This is a genomic window from Glutamicibacter sp. AGC84, assembly GCF_053543575.1.
Window position 1 is genome coordinate 139896 of sequence record NZ_JBLVOC010000027.1, and the last position, 20869, is coordinate 160764.

Genomic DNA, 20869 nt, shown 5'->3' on the forward strand with positions numbered 1-20869 from the left:
CCCCCCCGGGGCGTTGGTCCAGTCAGGATGAAGCCCAGAAGCCCTTAGGCTTCTTCGGCGTCCTCGTCCTTCTTGTACGGGTCCTGGTCTCCGGCGAAGTCCTTGCCTTCGCGCAGAGCTGCAACCTCGGCGTCCTTCTCGCGGGCCTTGGCCAGCAATTCCTCCAGGTGCGAGGCACCCTCGGGGATTTCGTCGGCGACGAATGCCAGCGTCGGGGTCAGGCGGATGGTCAGATTGCGGCCCAATTCCTTGCGCAGGGCACCGCCACGCTTTTCCAGCATGGTAGCGATGTCCTTCTTCATCTCGTCATCGCCAAAGACGGTGTAGTACACCGTAGCGTGCTGCAGGTCGTTGGTGACGCGAGCGTCGGTCACGGTGACGTTGTCAATGCGCTCGTCCTTGATGACGTTGCGCAGCGACTGGGCCATGAGGACCTGTACGCGCTTAGCCAGGCGTGCGGCGCGGGCTGAATCAGCCATGGTTTTCTCCTAATGGTTCAAAACTCGTGGGCGCTTGACCAAAGCTTATCGGTCAAACGCCCACGAATCAGTGAGTCACACTGCTAATTGCTTGTCGGCAATTAGTCGCGTGGCTTTTCGCGCATCTCGAAGGTCTCGATGATGTCGCCTTCCTTGATGTCGTTGAACGACCCCAGGCCGATACCGCATTCGAAGCCCTCGCGGACCTCGGTGACATCGTCCTTTTCGCGGCGCAGCGAATCGATGTTCAGGTTGTCGCCCACGACGTTGCCGTCGCGTACCAGGCGAGCCTTGGTGTTGCGCTTGATGGTGCCCGAGCGGATGATCGAACCGGCAATGTTGCCGAACTTCGAGGAGCGGAAGACCATGCGGATCTCGGCGGTACCGAGGGCCACTTCTTCGAACTCCGGCTTGAGCATGCCCTTGAGCGCATTCTCGATGTCGTCGATAGCGGAGTAGATGACCGAGTAGAAGCGCATGTCGACGCCCTCCTTGTCGGCCAGTTCTGCCACGCGCTCGGCTGGGCGGACGTTGAAGCCAATGATGATGGCGTTGTCCACGGTTGCCAAGTTGACGTCGTTCTGGGTGATCGCACCGACACCGCGGTGGATCACGCGCAGCTGCACATCGTCGCCGACCTCGATCTTCATCAGCGAGTCTTCCAGTGCTTCAACAGCACCGGAAGCGTCACCCTTGAGGATCAGGTTCAGGGTATCGATCTTGCCATCGGCAACAGCCTTGTCGAAGTCTTCCAAGGTGATGCGCTTGCGGCGCTTGGCCAGCATTGCGTTGCGCTCTGCGGTTTCGCGCTTGTCAGCGATCTGGCGGGCGGTGCGCTCGTCTTCGGTGATCAGGAAGCCGTCGCCAGCACGCGGCACCGAGGACATGCCCAGGACCTGTACCGGACGCGATGGCAGTGCCACGTCGAGGTTTTCGCCGTTCTCGTTGAACATTGCACGCACGCGGCCGTGGGCGGTGCCCACCACCATGGTGTCGCCAACGCAGAGGGTACCGGACTGGACCAGGACGGTAACAACCGAACCGCGGCCCTTATCCAAGTTCGCTTCAATGGCCACGCCACGAGCGGACTTGTCCGGGTTGGCCTTGAGCTCAAGCACGTCCGAGGTCAGCAGGACAGCGTCCAGCAGCTCGTCGATGCCCTGCTTCTGCAATGCCGAAACCTTCACGAACATGGTGTCGCCACCGTATTCTTCTGGAACCAAACCGTATTCGGTCAGCTGGCCCATGACCTTGTCAGGGTTGGCGCCTTCCTTATCGATCTTGTTCACTGCGACGATGATCGGCACGCCGGCAGCCTGTGCGTGGTTCAGTGCTTCCACGGTCTGCGGCATGACACCGTCATCCGCGGCGACAACCAGCACGGCCACGTCAGTGACCTCGGCACCACGGGCACGCATGGCGGTGAACGCCTCGTGGCCCGGGGTATCGATGAAGGTCATTGCGCGATCGCGGCCCTCATGGATGTGGTTGATCTGGTACGCACCGATGTGCTGGGTGATGCCGCCATGCTCGCCCTCGATAACGTTCGACTTGCGGATAGCATCCAGCAGTCGGGTCTTACCGTGGTCGACGTGGCCCATGATGGTGATGACTGGGGCGCGCTCTTCAAGCACGTCTTCGCCTTCAGCCTCAAGTTCGGCATCCAGGTCCAGGCCGAAGCCTTCGAGCAGTTCCTTGTCTTCGTCCTCAGGGGAGACGACAAGTACCTTGTAGCCCAGCTCTTCGCCGAGTACCTCGAAGGTTGCCTCATCCAGCGACTGGGTGGCGGTAGCCATTTCACCGAGGTGGAACAGTACGGTCACCAGTGCTGCTGGGTTCGCGCCAATCTTGTCGGCGAAGTCGGTGATCGATGCGCCGCGGCGCAGACGGATCTCGGTGTCGCCGTTGCCGCGTGGAACATTCACGCCGCCCAATGACGGAGCACTCATCTGCTCCAATTCCTGGCGCTTTGCGCGCTTGGACTTGCGCTGCTTGCCGCGACCGGCGCCTCCCTTGCCGAAAGCACCGCCAACGCCACCGCGACCGCGTGGTGCACCTGGGCGGAAGCCGCCACCGGTACCGCTGCCGCCACCGCTGCCGCCACCTGGGCGACCGCGGCCGCCGGCACCTGGACGTCCGCCGCCTGCTGGCGCTGGACGATCGGTGCGGTTAGGCATCATGCGCGGGGTTGCAGTGGTACCTGCACCAGCGCCTGGGCGTGGACCGCCGGCACCTGCTGGGCGTGGGCCACCTGCGCCGGCTGGGCGTGGAGCACCCTGGCCTGCTGGGCGTGGACCGCCGGCACCTGCTGGGCGTGGACCGCGCTGGCCGTCACGTGCCGGACGTGGACCGCCCTGGCCGTCACGAGCCGGACGTGGACCGCCGGCACCTGCTGGGCGTGGACCGCGCTGGCCGTCGCGTGGTGGGCGAGGACCGCCCTGGCCGCCTTCGCCTCGCATACCCTGCTGCGAGGAGAACGGGTTGTTGCCTGGGCGTGGACCGCCCGGACGAGGTGCGCCTGGACGTGGGGCACGACCGCCTTCGCGGTTGCCGCCACCACGGCGTTCGCCGGACTCAGCGCCGCGCATACCCTGTTGGGAAGAGAACGGGCTGTTGCCTGGGCGTGGAGCGCCTGGCTTCGGAGCTGGCTTGGCACCTGGCTTCGGTGCCGGGGCTGCACCTGGCAATGGAGCACCAGGGGTTGCCTGCGCGGCCGGAGCTGCAGGAGCCGCAGGTGCGGCTGGGGCAGCTGGGGCTGCAGGAGCCGGAGCTGCCGCAGCTGGCTTGACGCCTGGCTTCGGGGCCGAGGCACCTGGGGTAGCAGCCGGCTTGGAAGCCGACTTCGGTGCTCCAGGGGTCGCTGGCTTGGCGGCGGCTGGCTTGGCAGCAGCTGCTGGCTTAGCGGCACCGTTGGAACCTGGGAATGCGTCGCGCAGCTTGCGCGCTACTGGCGGTTCAACGGTCGAGGATGCCGAGCGAACGAATTCGCCCATATCCTGCAACTTGGTTAGTGCTTCTTTTGAAGTGATTCCGAGCTCTTTAGCGAGCTCGTGAACGCGGGGTTTAGCCACATCTCTCCTGTGTCGATGTGATCTGCTCAAACCCCGGTATCAAAAGATAAATCTTTAGATCAGCGGTCTGGCAGATCAGCTGTGTAATTCGTGAAATTCTTCCGTCGCACGGTGGATCACGCAGAACTGATTGTTCATCGTTGTGCGCTCAGCATTGCCGACTCATCGGGTTGCCATCAGATTTCTGACCCGCTTTCATCATGTTTGCCAGATAGCTGGTTGCTTGCCAGCTGATCTTCGTATGCAGTGAATTCCTGCAGCACCTGCGAATCGTCTACCGCAGACCTGAAGGCCCGCGCGAACGCCCGGCGCTGCACCGCTTGCTGCACACACTTTTCGGTCCCGTGGGTCCAAGTGCCCCGCCCGGAAGCGGAACCCTGTTGATCCAAACTCACCGCATGCAGCGGTGTACCGTCTTTCAGGACCCAACGGAGCAGCTCATTTTTACTGGTTACGGTTCGACAGCCAATGCACGTGCGTTGCTGATGCAGCTTCATGCGAGCGCCGTCGCCACCTTCCCTAGTTATTACGAGCCATCTACTAGTCTAGCGCGTTTGGACGCCATAGCACGCATGAGTTGTGGCTCACACGCAGCTAGGCTTCCAACACGCTGAACTGGAAATATTTCCGCAGCTGCTTAGAGCTGCGGTTCCTTGCCGCCCGAGGCAGCCAGGATGTCAATGCGCCAGCCGGTCAACTTGGCAGCAAGGCGAGCGTTCTGGCCCTCCTTGCCGATTGCCAGCGAGAGCTGGGAGTCGGGAACAACCACGCGAGCACGGCGTTCGGCTTCGTCCAGGATCTCTACCGAGACGACCTTCGATGGAGACAGGGCCGCGGCGATGAACTTCGCTGGATCCTCGTTGTAGTCAACGATGTCGATCTTCTCGTCGTTCAGTTCGTTCATCACGGCGCGCACGCGGGTTCCCATTTCACCGATGCAAGCGCCCTTGGCGTTGACACCGGCCTTGGTTGCGCGCACAGCAATCTTGGTACGGTGGCCAGCTTCACGAGCCAGTGCCTCGACCGTGACGGTGCCGTCAGCGATTTCTGGAACTTCCATTTCGAACAGCAGGCGAACCAGGTTCGGGTGGGAACGGGACAGGGTAACGGCTGGGCCCTTGTTGCCGCGCTCAGCGGAAACAACGTAGGCGCGCAGGCGGTTTCCGTGCTGGTACTTCTCGCCTGGGGACTGCTCAACTGGTGGCAGCAGCGCTTCCAGATCACCGATCTTGACCTGCACCATATGCGAGGAGTAGCCCTGCTGGATGACGCCGGAGATCAGGGTGCCAACGCGGGCTGCGAACTCGCCGACAACCTGCGCATCTTCAGCTTCACGCAGGCGCTGCATGATTACCTGGCGGGCGGTGGAGGCGGCGATGCGGCCGAAACCGTGCGGGGTGTCGTCGAATTCGCCCAGCAGCACGCCGGCGTTGTCGCGGTCCTCTACCAGGATCGCCACATGGCCGTTGCTGCGCTCAATGTGCGCGCGGGCGCCAGGCATGGCGCCTTCGGTCTTGTTGTAAGCCAGCAGCAGTGCCGACTCGATGGTCGGAATCAAAACATCCATTGGGATGTCGCGGTCTTTTTCCAGGATGCGCAGCGCATTCAGATCGATATCCACGCTTAGCCCTCCAAATCTTCAGTATCGGCAGTGTCAAATAGTGCGTCATCGAAGTTCAGCTCTGGATCGACAACAGCTTTACGGATATTTTCAAAGGCATAGGCCGCAGGATCGAGCACCTTGACCTTCATGCCCTTCTTGGCCGGCTCGCGGTGCTCAGCAATCAACACGTCGCCGTCGTTGACCTCAAGCAGGCGCCCACGAAGCTTCGTGCCGTCGGCAAGCGAAATCTTGACCATGCGGTTGAGGGCGCGGATCCAGTGGCGCTGGGCAGTCAATGGGCGGGAGAGTCCTGGGGAACTGACTTCGAGTTCGTAAGGAGCCGACGATGCGTAGACGGCGTCCTTGTCCAGAGCGTTGGAGATGGTGGTGGTAACTTCACCAAGTTCATCGAGAGTCAGCGTTTCGTGACCGTCGGCCTTGTCGACGATGATCTGCACGATCATCTGCTTACCGGAGGGACGCAAGGCGACTTCCTCCAGGAGAAGCCCGTGGGATTCTACTTCCTTGGAGAGCAATGCAGTCAGACGCTGCGCTTCCTGTTCGGTATCGGCCGGCATTCCGGTCATGGATATCCTCCCACGCTATTCGATGTTGTCCGTTAAGCCTATATTGCGTTCCGCTCATTGAGAACATCTAAACGGGCACAGGTGAAGGAACTCACGCCCATTTTCTATCCATCGTGGCGCTCGACACCGCTATTGCCCTCTTTACCTGCATTGATCATGGCATGATCGAAACGCTATGACTGAAAAATCGCCCCATTCCGCCCGTCGCACCGACAGGCAAGTACGCCGCGCTCCAGGCTGGATTGCTCCGGTACTGGCTGGTGCAGTTGCCCTTGCCGTGACGTGGGGCATTGGCAGCACCATCTTCCGAGGCGCCCTGGTGGAGCGGGGCCTGCCCGAACAGGTCAATGAGGCCAGCGCCGATGCCCGCATGACGTGGGAATACGGAGCAAAGCTGGCAGACCTGGCAACTCAGGCCCAAGCCTTGGCCCAGCTGGCACCCGAGGATAACGCTTCGAGGCTATCCGCATTGGCGACTTCCTTGTCGCAGGGGTCAGCGGTGCTCGGTGAATTGCGCTTCGACGACCAAGAGCCTGCGGCATTGCCGCAAAGCTTCTCCCCCGACGCGCTGGTTGCGCTTGCCACGAATGTCGCCGACGCATCGTCAGCGATGCCTGCCTTTGCAGAACCGTCGCTGTCCAGGGATTCGAAGCTGGCCCAGATTGCTTTCCAGATCAACCTGGACGCCCGCAGCGCTGTTGCATCTTTGGGAGAAGAGCGTGATGTGGACTTGGCCTTGCCACTGAGTGCAGTCTCGGGTGAAGAAGAGCAGAAAGACCAGCCAGTAGCCTGCCTGCCTAATGAGGAGCTGCTGGACCCCGCGAAGGAAATCACCGAAGCGCAGAACATCGAACCAACGGCCGTCGCCCGGGCCCTGGACCGCGGCTATGCACTGGATTTCCTTCTGCAACTCACGGCTGCACGTGGTGCCGACAGCGCCAAGGAAGCCGTCGAAGCTCGACGCAGCGAACTGGGACGCCAGCTTCGCGGCCTGCGCGCGGCCGTTGACGAACAGTGCGCAGACCTGCGTGAACCCGCCTATGCGCTACCCGAAGGCGGCCTCGAAGACCTGGCTGCCCTATCCGCGGAAGCCGAAGGGGATTTTGCTGATGCATTGGTCGTAGCAGCGGGCGTTAGCGATGGAGCTGCCGGCGCAAAAATTTCCGCCGTCGCTTTCCAGGCTCTCAATGGCCAGCAGGGATCGAATGAGGAATACCGCATCTTGGAGACTGGCGAAGTCGGGAAATAGTTTTGGTTTCAGCTAGAATTTAGCCGTATTTCACGTTTCGTTGAATTATCACGAAATAATCACGACTGCTAATTGCCCTGAGTCGAAATAGAGCACGGGTTCGGGTAGAGCCAAAACAGCGCGAGGCGCACTAAAATTCACGGATGATCCGTAATTTCCATCCGCACTATAAGATATAACCCGCATATGGCATGCGGGTTTTACGCGGTATTACCCGAAACCAATTTATCAACGACCACCATTTCCTCCGCCATGGAATGATTTCAAAGATATATGAATCTCGTTCCTATTCACTGGCTCTCGATATTCGCGCCGAAAGGGGCTATCGTGAATATCAAGTGCTTGAGATACGGAATTTGGCTCCCATAACACGGAGCGGAATTCTCCGCTTTCTTCCACTTATTGGGGAACTAACAACTTGTGGCTAGGTCGTCAATTGGAGGTTGGGTAATGTCAGGTCGATTCATGCGTTCGAAGACAGCAGAACTGGTCAGCGAAGTGATCGGTTCAAGGCAAGGTCGGGCGCAACTCAGTTCACATGGTTGGGTCCAAGGCATGCCTATTGTCATTGCGCAACCTGAGGAAACAGTCAACGACGTCATGTCGCTCGTGGCCGCGCACCAGCCGCCAGCTCTGATCGCTACTCTCGATCCGGAGAACAATGATTTGTGGTTCCTGTATGTATCCATCGGTTGCACAGCGTTGAAGGTTGTAGATCCGCTGGCAAGCCACACTACGGTTTCCCAACTCTACAAAACTGCAATGGGTTCCAGCTTCTTGACTTTCAGGATCGCGCAAATGGCGACCAGTTCCATGGTCCATGCCATTGAACCCCAGCATGTCCAGCACTACGCCGGATACCCGCCAATCGACACATCAGCAGCTAGCGGCCGCTAAAGCTATCACTTGCCGGCGAGGATCAGGTCCGAGCCGAGCTTGATGATCAGTGCCGAAACGACGATCACGAAAACAATGCGAATAAAGGCGCTGCCCTTTGAGATCGCCATGCGCGCCCCGAGATAGCCTCCGAGCATATTCATCACGCCCATGGCCAGGCCTAATGCGACTAGAACGTGCCCCGTGGGGATGAAGAGCAGCAGAGCACCTGCGTTGGTGCAAAGGTTAACGATCTTCGCCTTGGCGGAGGACTGCAAGAAGTTGTAGCCCAGCACTGTCACCATGGCGATGATCAAGAACGATCCAGTCCCGGGACCGATCATCCCGTCGTAGCCGCCAATCAGCAGCCCAATCAGGATGGCTCGAAGATAATGCCCATGCCCGGCGTAGCGCAGGCGCGACAACTCCCCGGCTTTGGGCTTCAGGATCGTGAACAGCAGCACCGCAATGAGCGCTGCGATAATGATGGGCTGAATGGCTCCAGAGGGAAGAATTGTGGCCAGCGCAGCTCCGCCGAAGGCACCGAGCATGGCAGTCAATGCCATCGGAATAGCGGTCTTCAAATCCGGGCTGGTGCGCCGGTAGTACGTCACCGCGCTGGTAGCCGTTCCGAAGATTGAGCCCAGCTTATTCGTGGCCAGCGCCTGCACCGGGGTGATGCCGGGGAAAAGAAGCAGCGCGGGCAATTGAATCAGGCCGCCACCGCCAACTACCGCGTCAATCCATCCAGCGCCCAAGGCTGCAAGAAGCAGCAACACCAGGGGCCAGAAGGAGACGGGTTCACCGTTGAAGGACAGCAATTCCAAGAACTCTTGCACCGCGCTACTCCCCTATTCAGTTATTGGCTACAGCCTTTTAGGCGCTCAGCTCAGCGACAACGTCCTCGACCTTGACATCGCGGCGTTCGCCGGTGGCACGATCCTTGACCTCAACTAAGCCCTCAGCAAGTCCACGGCCCACAACAACGATGGTTGGAATGCCGATCAGTTCTGCATCCGAGAACTTCACGCCCGCGGACACCTTTGGACGGTCATCCAAGATAACTTCCAAACCGGCCGATTCAAGTTCTGCGGCCAACTTCTCAGCAGCCTCAAGCAGCTCTGGGCCCTTGCCGGTAACGACCATGTGGACGTCGGCTGGAGCAACCTGCTTTGGCCATGCCAGACCGTTTTCGTCATGGTATGCCTCTGCCAGTGCTGCTACCGCACGGGTGACGCCAATGCCGTAGGAGCCCATGGTGACAACCTTCAGCTTGCCGTTCTGGTCCAGGACCCGCAGATCCAGAGCCTCAGCGTACTTGCGGCCAAGCTGGAAGATATGACCCATTTCGATACCGCGTTCGGTGCGCAATGGGCCCGAGCCGTCCGGTGCCGGGTCGCCCTCTAGCACGTTGACCGACTCGATGGTGCCGTCAAAGCCGAAGTCGCGCTCGGCCACCAAGCCGAAAACGTGCTTGCCCTTTTCGTTGGCGCCGGTGATCCACGAGGTACCTGATACTACGCGAGGATCAACCAGGTAGGTGATGCCGCTGGTGCCTTCGGTACCCAGAACAGCCTGATCCAGGCCGTTGCCTGGGCCGATGTAGCCGGCAATCAATTCCGGGTGCTTGGCCAAGTCTTCACCGCTAGCGGCTTCAACCTGGACCTCGCCGATGATGCCCAGCGGGGCACCCACGGTAGCTTCGACACGCTTCAGGTCCACCTGGCGGTCGCCTGGAACACCGATGACTACCAACTGGCGGTTGCCTTCTGGATCGGTCACCGCCAGGACAACGTTTTTCAGGGTGTCCTTGGCTTCCCAAGCACCGGACTCGCGTGGGCGCAGCTCGTTGGCCGCGGCAACCAGCGTCTCGATGGTCGGGGTATCCGGGGTATCGACAACATCGAACGCAGGTGCGTTGGCGTAATCGATGGACGCTGGCACTACGGTGGTGACAGCTTCCACGTTGGCTGCGTAACCGCCGGCCGAACGGACGAAGGTATCCTCGCCAATAGCCGTTGGATGCAGGAATTCCTCGGACTTGGAGCCGCCCATGGCACCAGCCTGCGCGAAGACCGGAATAACTTCCAGTCCCAGGCGCTCAAAGATCTTCAGGTAGGCGCCGCGGTGAGCCATGTAGGCTTCGTCCAGGCCTTCATCATCGATGTTGAAGGAGTACGAATCCTTCATGATGAATTCGCGGCCACGCAGCAGGCCCGCGCGTGGACGTGCTTCGTCGCGGAACTTGTTCTGGATCTGGTACAGGTAGACCGGAAGATCCTTGTACGAGTTGTACAGATCCTTCACCAGCAGCGTGAACATTTCCTCATGGGTCGGCGCCAAGAGGTAGTCTGCATCTTTGCGGTCCTTGAGACGGAACAGGCCTTCGCCGTATTCGGTCCAACGGCCGGTCTGTTCGTAAGGTTCACGTGGCAGCAGCGCTGGGAAGTGGACTTCCTGGCCGCCGATAGCGTTCATTTCCTCGCGAACAATAGCTTCAACGCGCGCAAGGACCTTCAAACCCAACGGCAACCAGGTGTAGATGCCCGGGGCCGCACGACGGATGTAACCGGCGCGTACCAACAACTTGTGGCTGGCGACTTCGGCGTCAACCGGATCTTCACGCAAGGTGCGCAAGAAGGTAGTGGAAAGCTTCAAAACCACTCGGGGTGTCCTTTTCCGTCCGTCGACTTCAGAAATATTTTCGGATGCCGACTAGCTATGCAAAATCAAATGGGTTTTGGCCGCAAAATTGGCCTTAATCAATGCTACAGCTTTCGGCCACTTCCCAATAAATTCAAGGGCTTGCGCGGAATCGTGTTGCGTGCCCGGGGCCGGATGCGGGCCTCTGGATAGATGGTGGGCGCTGCAGGGTTCTGTTTCGTTGAGTCGCTGCCAGCAAAGGACATCCCAGTCGGGTGCCAGTTCCCCGCCGATTTGTACTTGCCAGCACCCATGGCGAGGCTTACGCGGAAGCATGGTGCAGCTGGGTCGGCTGCGGCGCGCAGGCCGGTGCACCGGCGTTGTTGCGGCATCCGCGGTCTGCGCCGATTCATAAACTGCGCAGGTGCCAGGAGCGTGGGAATCATGGTTCATCCGGCTTTCCGTTCAATTCGTTGTGCGATTTCCAGGCCGTTGCAGTTCAACGAAACGTCCGGATAAGGCCCGAAAACCGCCACGTGGCAGACGCGCGGGTGACCCGGAGGAAGCGCCATACAGCGCTTGCTCCGGGTCCGGGAAACCGATTCACGGGCAGGGAAACGGTTTTATCAGGATTGATGATAGGTTTCGGCGAGCGCATACACCGGAGTTCCGATGCCCTCGTACCGTGCCTTGAGCTGCAAGCCCAGATACTTCGAATAATGCCTGGACTGGTGCAGGTTGCCTCCGTGGAACCAGAGGTTCTTGACCTTGGTGGGCTTCCACATATTGCGCAGTTCCCCCTGCCATGGACCCGGATCCTTAGCGGTCCCCGACCCCAGGCCCCAGCATTTTCCGACTTCATCCGCGACTTCCTGGGAGATGAGCTTCGCCGCCCATCCGTTCATCGAGCCGTAACCGGTGGCGTAGACCACCGCGTCCGCCGGCAGCCGAGTGCCATCGGCCAGCACCACCGATTCTTCGGTCAAGTGCGATACCTCGCCATGGGCCAAAGCAATCGATCCGTCGGCCACCAGCTCGCTGGCACCGATGTTGATGTAGTACCCCGAGCCGCGGCGCAGGTACTTGAGGAACAGCCCTGAACCGTCGTCGCCGAAGTCCAGCTCGAATCCCGCATCCGCCAGCGATTTGTAGAAGTGCGCATCTTCCTGCTGGATTTTCTTGAAGACCGGCTTATGGAATTCCGGGAGGACTTTGTACGGGATGGAGGCGAAGATCAGGTCTGCCTTGTTGTGGTCTATGCCGGCAGCGAGGGCTTCTTCCGAGTACAGTCCGCCCAGCACATGCTTCATCAGCGATTCGGAGCGCACGATATGCGTGCTGGAACGTTGGACCATAGTCGGCTTGGCCCCGTTTTGCACCAGATCCGCGCAGATATCGTGTGCGGAGTTGTTGGCGCCGATAACCACGACGTTCTTGCCCGCGTACCGTTCGCCGCCTGGATGCTTGGAGGAATGGTTCTGCTCGCCTTTGAAGATCTCGGCTCCCGGGTACTGGGGAATGTTCGGAATACCCGACATGCCGGTGGCCAGCACCAGCTGGGTGGGACGCAGGGTCAACGGTACTCCGTCGCGTTCTACCTCGACGATCCACCCCTCTCCTTCCGGATCCTGCCGGGCGCTGGTCGCTTCAGTCAGTGACCAATAGTCCAGCTCCATGAGCTTGGTGTAGCTTTCCAGCCAATCCCCCATCTTGTCCTTGGGCGTGAACACCGGCCAGTGGTCGGGGAAATCAATGTAGGGCATATGGTCATACCAGACCGGATCGTGCAGCGCCAAGGAATGGTAGCGCGAACGCCATTGGTCACCGGGACGCGGATGCCTATCGATGACCAGGGCAGGAACACCCATGCGCTTGAGCCGAGCGGCCAAGCCTATGCCGCCTTGGCCGCCGCCGACAATCAGCGTGTAGGGCTGGTCGGTGATCCCCAAGGACTGCTGCTGCGCGGTGCGTCGATCAAGCCAGTTTTCCTTGCTCATCGCTACGCCGTGCTCGGCGCCCAGTTCGCGGCGCGGACCAGCTGGTTCGGGGAATTTGCGCAGGCCCTGCGCGGTGCTCAGCAGGGTCCAGGCCTTCCCATCGCGCAAGCGGAGTAATCCAAGCCCGTTGAATGCGTCGTTCTCGAACGTGTACCAGGCTTCAATGACGCCGTCAGCCTCTTGTGCGCTGGTGACTTCGATGTTCCGCGGCCACGCGCCTCGTTCAACGCCAAGCAGCATCTTCTCGATCCCGTCACGGCCCTCGCTGGTGTGAAGGTTCCATGTCATCGAGGCCAGATCCCGCCAGTAGCACTCCTCCGAAAATAGCTGCACAGCTGCTGGCGCGTCACCCGCTTCCAACGCTATCTGCAAGGAATGGAACCAGATCCGGGCTTGCAACAAGCAATCATTGTCAGTCATTTGCGTCTCATCTCTTCATCGGGATTCAATGGATGGCCATTCGGGCCCTCCGCGACTAATGAAAGAATATGATCTGCGTCACAAAAGAAAAGCGTTGCAATAGGTTGCAGCTGCTCCGGGATTGCTAGTGGCTGCTCACCGGGACCACGATCCGGTAGGGACGTGAGGCGATCAGGCCGCGCAGCTTGGAACGCAAGCGGGATATTTCGGCGCGGATGGTGACGTTCGGCGTATCCGCAGGCCACAGGCTCGCCAACTGCCCTGAGCTCACTCCGTGAGGGTTCGCAGCCAGCAGCTCAAGGATCTGCCAATGCTTCGCACTCAAGTTGATGCGCGTCGCCCCACCGGGCGAATGGACAATAGCCTGCAGTGAAGCTCCTGCGTACAGCTGGAGGCTCACCTGGCCTTCTGCCCTTTGCAGCAGCCAGCCTCCCTGTGTCCGCCGCGCATCAATTGATCCCAGCCCGGAAATCCAGTTCCGCCCTTCTTCCATGGACATCGGCAAATTGAGCTTGGATCCAACACTGTAGCCTTGGGCGGCGGCTATGGAGCCTTGCACGTCAACTAGGACGTACTCGCCTTCGGGCAGTTGGGTGGAAAGCTGGAGCGTCTGCATTTTCAAGGCATGCTCGGTTTGCAGGAATAATTCTGCTTCTCGGGCCACGGATGAGACCAGAGCCAAGGAGTGCGGATGCGCCGTGCGGAACGAGCCTGCCAGCGTGATCGTGCCAATCAGCGCCGAGGCGGCAGGATTCATGACCGGCGCCGATGTGCAGACCCAGTTGTGCTGTTCTTCCCGGGCATGCTCCGGGCCGAAAATCTGCACCGGGGCACGCTCGGCCATTGCCGCGCCGATCCCATTAGTGCCCACGTCGCTTTCGCGCCAGCGTGCACCGGCGACAAATCCGATGCCGTCACTTCGGCGGCGTACTGCAGAGGGCCCGAGCACCCAGAGCACGAATCCTTGCTCGTCGGAGATGACCAGCTGGTTTCCCGCCTGGGTGGCCAAGGAGAGCAAACGCTCCTTGAAGAGCTCGACCAGTCCGTTGAGTTCTTCGTTGGCCTGCCTGCGCTCGCGTATTTCAGAAGTATCCAAGGGAACGATATCTGTTCCAAGCTTGCCGGCCCTGGACCATGAACGAGCCACCACTGGCCGCACCACTTCAGGGATGCACGCGCCTTCGGCCCAGAGCTGATGCAGGGACTTCAAGCTTCGGGCTTTGCGCGTCGGATCCTCGCCCGCAGTCAAGGCAGCCTCGATGGATTTGCGTGGCGCACCGTGTTCCAGGGTCATCCATTGAGAATGCCATGACTCGCGCATCATTGGGAAGCACTTGCCGCGCAAAGAAGTGAAGGCTCTTCTGATTCCCTTGGAACCAGAAGAGCCGTCAACGGCTGAAGGAGGCCTACTTGGCCGTGGCCTTAACCTCTTCAACTGCCTTGTTCAGTTCCTCAACGAGTGCTTTCACAGCCTCGCCATCAGCTTGTTCGCCAGTTTGGGTGCGGGAAACGGCCACAACATTTTCACCGACTACGCCCTGAATCTGGTAAGAACCGCCTGGGACCTCTTCGCCATTCATGGTCATGGCAGTGTGGGTTGCGATGGTCTTGTCCGCATCGGATTCAGCATCCAGGATCTTGGCCGAGGCAGAAACTTTCTGGCCCGCAACACTCATCGAGAAGTCCTCGCAGCCCTGCAGGTCCTTGGCATCTACCATGCCCTTGATTGCATCCAGCTTGGCAGTATCCTCGTAGCCAGCGACGGAGTAGCTGTTGCTCTCGCCTGTTTCGCCAACGACGATCGCTGCGGCCATGTTGACGCCGTCCAGGTCCTGGGTCCCCTGCTGCGAGACGAACTCGGCGCACTTCGCAGGTTCGATCTCCATCTGATCGATCAGGCCCTTGGCGCTTTCCAATGAGCCGCTGAGCGCATCGCTATCCAGAACCTGCACATTCGGTCCGTCTCCACCCAGGGTTTTGGCAACTGCAGCGGCTTGCTCAGCAGTCAGCGCTGGCACCCCCGCGCTTTCCTGCTCCTGAGGGGCCTCCGAAGAGCCAGCAGCGCCCTCGGTCCCTGAATTCGAGCTGCAACCGGTCAAGGCAAGGGCAACTGCTACAGGCAGCACCCAGAGTGAACGCTTCTTCATGGTGATTTCCTCACGTTGGTGATGATAAGCCATCCACAGTATTTCACAATGTGTTGGAAATAAAAGGACTATGAGAGAGTGTTGCAGCGAATGGAATAGAGACCAAATTTCACTTGAATGGTCAAGGGTTGGTCGCTTGCCACCCGTTGCCAGGAAAAGCACCAGTCAAAGAGAAATCGGCAGGCACCGCACAGGAACAAGGTCCCAGCAGTTGGTTTATCGTTCATCTGCCAAGGGGGCCAATATGACTCGGGGGTACGCTGCTTCGAGGAAAAGGCATGTTGGCTGTTAAACCACGAGCTCTGCACTCCTCAGTGCAAGGCCAACTGATGTTGGAGAGTCCATAAAACGGATACCCCGCCCGTTCGGCTACTGAGCCGCCTCGATTTCGGCGAACGCCCGATCTGCCAGCTCCACTGCCTGTGCGGCCAGTTCAGCTGGTTGCTGCGAACCGGTCTGCAGGGTAACCAGCACGAAATTGCCATCTTGCAGAGCCTGCACAACGACCGAGGTCAGTAGCTGTCCGCCACCCGCATCCATCTGGGTGGACATGGTCAACGATTGATCCGCTTCGACGTCCAGCGGCAGGATCTGGCGTTGAGTTTCGATTTCCTCGCCGCCCAGCTCAACAGTGGCCTTTTCACATCCCTCCAGATCATCCAGCGTCAATGCCTCCGATACGTTCTTGCGGGTGGCCTCGTCGGTCAACGAGAAGACCTGCACGACTTTGCCGACGGATTCGGAGGAACTGGTCGCCGTTGCGGATACCGATGCCGTCAAGTCGGTAACTGAATACTTGGCATTCATCTCGGCACACTTTTCCGGCTTGATTCCGCTGGGAGTTTCAGCGTTCTTGGCAACTTCCAGTTGCTTCTGCATCTGCTCATTGCCAACTATCTGGACTGCGTTGTCGCCTTCCAAAAGCTTGGAAGCAATGGACTCTACCTGCTCCGCACTAAGCACATCACCCGAGGCAGAAGTCTTCTTGCTTTCCGCCGGGGCCGTCGAAACAGCCGTTTCCGCTGGTTCTGTCGCGGAATTCGAAGAACATCCAGCCAGCATCATGGTCGTGGCCAATGGCAATGCCCAGAGGGCTAAACGCTTAGTCATCTATTGCTTTCCGTAATTGCCACCGGAAGACCGATGGCGTCTTGAAATGAACTACTGGGTAAGTCGGTTCATGAGTTCTTGGAGGATCCCGGATGCTTCTTCAACTTCGTTCGCGGTGTTCGCGGCAGAAGTGGAACGCTGAATGCCGAGCAGGACGTTCGAATTAGCGGAGCGAATGATGAGCTGCTGTTTGGTGGACGACCCATCACTGCTGGTAATTACATACCCGTCGGCCAATCCTGCAGCAGAATCAATAGGCTGCTTTGCAATGTGGTAAGCGCGAGTCTCATTGCCTAATTTGACTGTGTAACGCGAGCAATCAGCATTGGCCTCAGTTTTGGCAACCCATTGCGCTTGCAAAACTTCAGGGTCTTTGTAGATTGCAACAGTTAGGTAACTGTCCTCGAATTCGATGGCGCCCATCGTGGCGCTCTGCAATTGATCTGCGACCGGCTCAGCAAAGGTAACTCCGCATTTACTGGGATTCACTTGGACGTTCTCTATCCACTCCTGTGCTTGCGGAATGCTCTTGCGTAGCTGTTTGTCGTTGATGACTTGGGAGTTTTCTTCGTCTTTGGCGAAATCCTCAAGCAGATTTTCCAGCTGTCCGTCGTCGAGCTGGACTGGGGCGACCGTCGAGGCACCGGTTTCGACTTCTGGCGAACTGCACCCACCAATGAGGAGTACTGCTGCGCACATAGCAGCACCCAAATACGCTTTAGTACCATTGGCTTGAACCACAAATTTTCCCATCACCATCACTTTTACACTTTCGAGTCTAGAAGACTGATGATCATTCGATGGGCATTGTTGCTCCCGCGTTGAGCGGAAGAAGAAATAGCCCAAGTTGCATAGCACCTGGGTCCCGTTTCCCTTGCCGGGTCATTAAGCGAATGGATTGCTCTCCATTAGCCGGAGAAATGGATGTTTGCCGCAGCTAAGCGAAAGTCCTCAAAGGATGCTAAACAGGTTTCCCGCCACTCGAGCTTCGCCAGCGATACAAAGGAAAAGCAGGTAATGGGGACTCATAGCGGCTAAGTGGGTCGCGGCGATAAGCTCAACTTCCGGCAACAGTCGTTCATGCGACTTTATTTGTCGATGCTCGGGCTTCATTGGCCGCGCAGCTGGAGCACTGACTGCCGCGAATACCGAATGGCCCGTTATAGCGCCGTATTAGTCATGAGAACGTTGCACAACTGACGATGAACCGGGATCCGCAATCAACTTCGTTTTCGCCTTCACCTGCGGGATTCTTTGCAGCCAGCCAGATCCGCGGTAAGGCGGAATTGTTTCTGGCGAAGTAGCTGCAGGTGGCTCAAGAGCAGAACCGGTTGATTTCCACGTTGCCCGTGCCATTGCTGTTCAGAACAGGATCGTTGCGAAGGTGCCGACCTGTTCAAAGCCGATGCGCTGATAAGTCTTGATTGCAGCGGTGTTGTAGTCGTTGACGTACAGGCTCACTACAGGAGCGAACTGCATCGCGTAGTCCACCGTGGAGGCCATGTAGCCGGCAGCCAAGCCTTGGCCGCGATACATCGGGTTCACCCAAACACCTTGGATTTGCACTACTTCGTCGGTGACGGTGCCTAAATCAGCCTTGAAAATCACGTTGCCGCGCTGGTCGCAGTCCTTGAGCGTGTGCCCCTCACGAATTAACTGGCGTACACGGTTGCGGTAGAAGCTTCCACCGTTTTCCAACGGCGAATATCCAAGCTCTTCTTCGAACATGGCAGCGCTGGCAGGCAGGACTAGGTCGAATTCCTGAACCTGAGCCGGCCGAATCCGGTTGCGGCGAATTCCCTCCGGGATTTGGGTGATGGCCATTAGTGGCTGATTTTCCCGGACATCAAAAATTTCTTGCGGACCATCCCGCAAGACGTCATGCATGGCCAGAACTGTTTCTGCCGGACCGAATACCGAGGCGAATCGCTGTCGGGAATCGATGGCATGCATGGCGTACTTCTGGGCATCGGACTCCGGCATGGCGGTGGGCGCCATATTAGCGCCCACCCAGCATGCCGATTCAAGACCTTCGCTGCCGTCCAAGCCAACGATGTGCGCAAACCCGTCTGGGACTGCTGACCGGTGGATGCTCACCTGCGAACGGGTGAATATATTGGCGACGGGGTCGCGATCGAGCAGCTCAATGAGGGCTGTCGTATCACGACGGCCCAAGATGCGCGGCTCTCCCTCGACGCTCCGGCGGCTAGTTCTAGCTGACGGAGACCATGGGAGAACCCGAGGAAGGATTCTCGTCATTGTCCAGTCCCATTTCTGCTGCCAAACGGTTGGCTTCTTCAATCAAAGTCTCAACAATTTGATCTTCCGGGACGGTCTTGATGACTTCGCCCTTAACGAAGATCTGCCCCTTGCCATTGCCGGAGGCAACGCCGAGGTCAGCGTCGCGGGCTTCGCCCGGTCCGTTGACAACGCAGCCCATTACTGCCACGCGCAATGGAGCCTTCATGCCTTCGAGCCCAGCGGTAACCTGCTCGGCCAAGGTGTAAACATCCACCTGGGCACGACCGCAGGACGGGCAAGAAACGATGTCCAGCTTGCGGGGGCGCAGGTTCAGCGATTCCAGAATCTGGTTGCCGACCTTCACCTCTTCTACCGGTGGAGCGGACAGCGATACGCGGATGGTGTCGCCAATGCCCTTGGAGAGCAGTGCACCGAAAGCGGTGGCGGACTTGATGGTGCCCTGGAACGCTGGACCGGCTTCGGTCACGCCCAGGTGCAGTGGCCAGTCCCCGCGTTCAGCCAGCATCTCGTAGGCACGGACCATGATCACCGGGTCGTTGTGCTTTACCGAGATCTTGAAGTCATGGAATCCGTGCTCTTCAAACAGGGAAGCTTCCCAAACAGCTGATTCAACCAGCGCTTCAGGGGTGGCCTTGCCGTACTTCTGCAGCAAGCGGCGATCCAGCGAGCCAGCATTGACGCCGATGCGAATGGAGGTGCCGTGGTCCTTGGCGGCCTGCGCGATTTCCTTGACCTGGTCATCGAACTGGCGGATATTGCCGGGGTTCACGCGCACCGCGCCACAGCCTGCTTCGATGGCAGCGTAGACGTACTTTGGCTGGAAGTGGATATCGGCGATCACCGGGATCTGCGACTTCATCGCAATGATCTTCAGCGCTTCCGCATCCTTATCCGTTGGGCAGGCCACACGCACGATGTCGCAGCCGGCAGCGGTCAGCTCGGCAATCTGCTGCAAGGTGGCGTTGATGTCGTGGGTCTTGGTGGTAGTCATCGACTGAACCGAAATCGGCGAGTCGGAGCCGACACCTACGGATCCAACCTGGAACTGGCGAGTCTTGCGACGTGGTGCGAGTACCGGCGGTGGGCCTGCCGGCATGCCTAGGCTGACCGAAGTCAATGGACGCCTCCGAATAGATTGTGGGTATTTCTCTAGTCCAAGTATGTCACCGTATCGCGGTGAGCGGGTACTCATGCGAGAAAGGCCACGGTTACCGTGGCCTTTCTTGCACTATTGAGCTTCCGGGGATCGTGAAAACCTAGTTGGCTTCGGCGATTTCCTTGATGCTGCTCAGCACGCCAGAGACCTGCTCGACAACTTCAGCGTCATCCTTCGGGTGCAGTTCAGCGAAGCGTACTACCGAGTTAGGGATAGCCAGCTTGACGTTTTCCAGCACGTTGGCGCCGGCGATGTTCAGTGCCTTGCGCGCTTCGTCCTGCGCCCAGACGCCACCGTACTGTCCGAAAGCGGTGCCAACGACCACGGTTGGCATGTCCTTGAGCGCACCGGCACCGAAGGGGCGGGACAGCCAGTCAATGGCGTTCTTCAAGACAGCTGGCATGGTGCCGTTGTACTCAGGAGTGACCAGCATCAGCGCATCGGCGTCACCGGCTGCGTCGCGCAGGGCCTGGGCGGCGGCAGGAACGCCACCTTCCACGTCGTGGTCCTCGTTGTAGAAAGGAATGTTCTCCAAGCCGCTGAACACGGAAACTTCCATGCCTTCAGGTGCGTTGTGCGAAGTGGCTTCGGCCAGCTGCTGGTTGGTCGAACCGTTGCGCAGGGAACCGACGAGGGTGAGGACCTTGGTGGTCATAGGGTGTTCTCCTAAAGGCAAAATAATAGAAAGCTGACGCTTCACCTACTTTCAACCGTTTCCCCACCCCAACCATTCCGTGCAGCAAAGTGACATGAAGCACAGTAGCTGATCGCTGGGATCAGTCCATCCCTGGTTTGCGGCGAAGTTGCTTGGTGGCTGAGCGAGTAGCTTTGGCACTCAGCCTGCGCCGGTGAGAACCGCGGGTAGGTTTCGTTGCCTTGCGTGCCGGTGCATCCGGCGCCAGCGCTTTTTCCACGATGCGCCCCAACTTCTCTTGGGCGAGCTGGCGGTTGCGCCATTGCGATCGCTCTTCGGAAGCAGTCACGACGATGGCCCCGGCCACCAAGCGAGGTCCGAGCTTCGCCAGCAAGCGCTGACGCTGCCAGTCGGACAAGGCCCGCGAAGCGCCAATTACCCAGGTGAGTTCCACCCGTGAGTCCGAGGTATTCACATGCTGCCCGCCGGGGCCCGAGGAACGGGAGAAATGCCAGTTCAGCTCGGCTGCAGGGATCGCCAGCGTTGACGTGATCTGCACATCCATGATGTTTTCCACTTCCTCTCCCCTACCAGTCTGCGCCATCCGAGCTGTTTAATGCAGGCAGCCTCCCCAG

General features: G+C 59.1%; 18 protein-coding genes. 2 read left to right on the forward strand and 16 right to left on the reverse strand.

Annotation, left to right across the window (positions count from 1 at the left end):
- Positions 1 to 44: 44 nt before the first annotated feature.
- From rbfA to ACNPN0_RS17130, 5 genes are all read right to left on the reverse strand, one after another.
- Positions 45 to 479, reverse strand: coding sequence for a 30S ribosome-binding factor RbfA (gene rbfA / locus ACNPN0_RS17110; RefSeq protein ID WP_105657282.1), 435 nt, complete (start codon positions 477 to 479; stop codon positions 45 to 47).
- Between the two features lie 101 nt (positions 480 to 580).
- A complete protein-coding gene (gene infB / locus ACNPN0_RS17115; RefSeq protein ID WP_448938957.1) occupies positions 581 to 3550 on the reverse strand; it encodes a translation initiation factor IF-2 in 2970 nt (989 codons plus the stop codon).
- Between the two features lie 176 nt (positions 3551 to 3726).
- Positions 3727 to 4047 (reverse strand): YlxR family protein, encoded by a 321-nt coding sequence (locus ACNPN0_RS17120; protein WP_105657280.1) that lies wholly within the window; start codon positions 4045 to 4047, stop codon positions 3727 to 3729.
- Between the two features lie 140 nt (positions 4048 to 4187).
- The gene (gene nusA, locus ACNPN0_RS17125) at positions 4188 to 5171 is read right to left on the reverse strand and encodes a transcription termination factor NusA (RefSeq protein WP_105661830.1); all 984 of its coding nucleotides are present in this window, start codon (positions 5169 to 5171) and stop codon (positions 4188 to 4190) included.
- Between the two features lie 2 nt (positions 5172 to 5173).
- A complete protein-coding gene (locus ACNPN0_RS17130; RefSeq protein ID WP_105657278.1) occupies positions 5174 to 5740 on the reverse strand; it encodes a ribosome maturation factor RimP in 567 nt (188 codons plus the stop codon).
- A gap of 175 nt (positions 5741 to 5915) precedes the next feature.
- Between ACNPN0_RS17130 and ACNPN0_RS17135 the strand changes: the two genes are divergently transcribed.
- Both ACNPN0_RS17135 and ACNPN0_RS17140 read left to right on the forward strand, forming a co-directional pair.
- On the forward strand, positions 5916 to 6989 hold the full coding sequence (locus ACNPN0_RS17135) for a hypothetical protein (protein ID WP_448937442.1): 1074 nt from the start codon (positions 5916 to 5918) through the stop codon (positions 6987 to 6989).
- Positions 6990 to 7454: 465 nt separating this feature from the next.
- The gene (locus tag ACNPN0_RS17140; protein WP_332730583.1) at positions 7455 to 7886 is read left to right on the forward strand and encodes a hypothetical protein; all 432 of its coding nucleotides are present in this window, start codon (positions 7455 to 7457) and stop codon (positions 7884 to 7886) included.
- A gap of 5 nt (positions 7887 to 7891) precedes the next feature.
- Here ACNPN0_RS17140 and ACNPN0_RS17145 read toward each other — a convergent pair whose 3' ends face one another.
- The 11 genes from ACNPN0_RS17145 to arfB all read right to left on the reverse strand — a co-directional run bounded on the left by ACNPN0_RS17145 (position 7892) and on the right by arfB (position 20799).
- Entirely contained in the window at positions 7892 to 8683 is a 792-nt protein-coding gene (locus tag ACNPN0_RS17145) for a TSUP family transporter (protein WP_448937525.1), read from the reverse strand.
- Positions 8684 to 8741: 58 nt separating this feature from the next.
- Positions 8742 to 10529 (reverse strand): proline--tRNA ligase, encoded by a 1788-nt coding sequence (locus tag ACNPN0_RS17150; protein ID WP_448937443.1) that lies wholly within the window; start codon positions 10527 to 10529, stop codon positions 8742 to 8744.
- Positions 10530 to 11134: 605 nt separating this feature from the next.
- Positions 11135 to 12925, reverse strand: coding sequence for an NAD(P)-binding domain-containing protein (locus tag ACNPN0_RS17155; protein ID WP_448937444.1), 1791 nt, complete (start codon positions 12923 to 12925; stop codon positions 11135 to 11137).
- Positions 12926 to 13049: 124 nt separating this feature from the next.
- Positions 13050 to 14219, reverse strand: coding sequence for a GAF domain-containing protein (locus ACNPN0_RS17160; protein WP_448937445.1), 1170 nt, complete (start codon positions 14217 to 14219; stop codon positions 13050 to 13052).
- 112 nt (positions 14220 to 14331) lie between these two features.
- Complete coding sequence (locus ACNPN0_RS17165; RefSeq protein ID WP_426735105.1) at positions 14332 to 15072, reverse strand: hypothetical protein; 741 nt, start codon at positions 15070 to 15072, stop codon at positions 14332 to 14334.
- A gap of 369 nt (positions 15073 to 15441) precedes the next feature.
- A complete protein-coding gene (locus ACNPN0_RS17170) occupies positions 15442 to 16182 on the reverse strand; it encodes a hypothetical protein (protein ID WP_332486588.1) in 741 nt (246 codons plus the stop codon).
- A 51-nt stretch (positions 16183 to 16233) separates the two neighbouring features.
- Entirely contained in the window at positions 16234 to 17028 is a 795-nt protein-coding gene (locus tag ACNPN0_RS17175; RefSeq protein ID WP_448937446.1) for a hypothetical protein, read from the reverse strand.
- Positions 17029 to 17544: 516 nt separating this feature from the next.
- On the reverse strand, positions 17545 to 18357 hold the full coding sequence (locus ACNPN0_RS17180; RefSeq protein ID WP_448937447.1) for a GNAT family N-acetyltransferase: 813 nt from the start codon (positions 18355 to 18357) through the stop codon (positions 17545 to 17547).
- Between the two features lie 37 nt (positions 18358 to 18394).
- Positions 18395 to 19561 (reverse strand): flavodoxin-dependent (E)-4-hydroxy-3-methylbut-2-enyl-diphosphate synthase, encoded by a 1167-nt coding sequence (gene ispG, locus ACNPN0_RS17185; protein WP_105657267.1) that lies wholly within the window; start codon positions 19559 to 19561, stop codon positions 18395 to 18397.
- A gap of 139 nt (positions 19562 to 19700) precedes the next feature.
- A complete protein-coding gene (locus ACNPN0_RS17190; RefSeq protein ID WP_105657266.1) occupies positions 19701 to 20255 on the reverse strand; it encodes an NAD(P)H-dependent oxidoreductase in 555 nt (184 codons plus the stop codon).
- Positions 20256 to 20376: 121 nt separating this feature from the next.
- Positions 20377 to 20799, reverse strand: a complete 423-nt coding sequence (gene arfB, locus ACNPN0_RS17195) for an alternative ribosome rescue aminoacyl-tRNA hydrolase ArfB (RefSeq protein ID WP_105661823.1) — start codon at positions 20797 to 20799, stop codon at positions 20377 to 20379.
- Positions 20800 to 20869 lie beyond the last annotated feature (70 nt).

Bases quoted from the DNA above. Each gene is read 5' to 3' on its own strand.
- rbfA (WP_105657282.1), bottom strand. From the start codon at position 479: ATGGCTGATTCAGCCCGCGCCGCACGCCTGGCTAAGCGCGTACAGGTC.
- ACNPN0_RS17120 (WP_105657280.1), bottom strand. From the start codon at position 4,047: ATGAAGCTGCATCAGCAACGCACGTGCATTGGCTGTCGAACCGTAACC.
- ACNPN0_RS17130 (WP_105657278.1), bottom strand. From the start codon at position 5,740: ATGACCGGAATGCCGGCCGATACCGAACAGGAAGCGCAGCGTCTGACT.
- ACNPN0_RS17135 (WP_448937442.1), top strand. From the start codon at position 5,916: ATGACTGAAAAATCGCCCCATTCCGCCCGTCGCACCGACAGGCAAGTA.
- ACNPN0_RS17140 (WP_332730583.1), top strand. From the start codon at position 7,455: ATGCGTTCGAAGACAGCAGAACTGGTCAGCGAAGTGATCGGTTCAAGG.
- ACNPN0_RS17155 (WP_448937444.1), bottom strand. From the start codon at position 12,925: ATGACTGACAATGATTGCTTGTTGCAAGCCCGGATCTGGTTCCATTCC.
- ACNPN0_RS17160 (WP_448937445.1), bottom strand. From the start codon at position 14,219: ATGACCCTGGAACACGGTGCGCCACGCAAATCCATCGAGGCTGCCTTG.
- ACNPN0_RS17165 (WP_426735105.1), bottom strand. From the start codon at position 15,072: ATGAAGAAGCGTTCACTCTGGGTGCTGCCTGTAGCAGTTGCCCTTGCC.
- ACNPN0_RS17170 (WP_332486588.1), bottom strand. From the start codon at position 16,182: ATGACTAAGCGTTTAGCCCTCTGGGCATTGCCATTGGCCACGACCATG.
- ACNPN0_RS17190 (WP_105657266.1), bottom strand. From the start codon at position 20,255: ATGACCACCAAGGTCCTCACCCTCGTCGGTTCCCTGCGCAACGGTTCG.
- arfB (WP_105661823.1), bottom strand. From the start codon at position 20,799: ATGGATGTGCAGATCACGTCAACGCTGGCGATCCCTGCAGCCGAGCTG.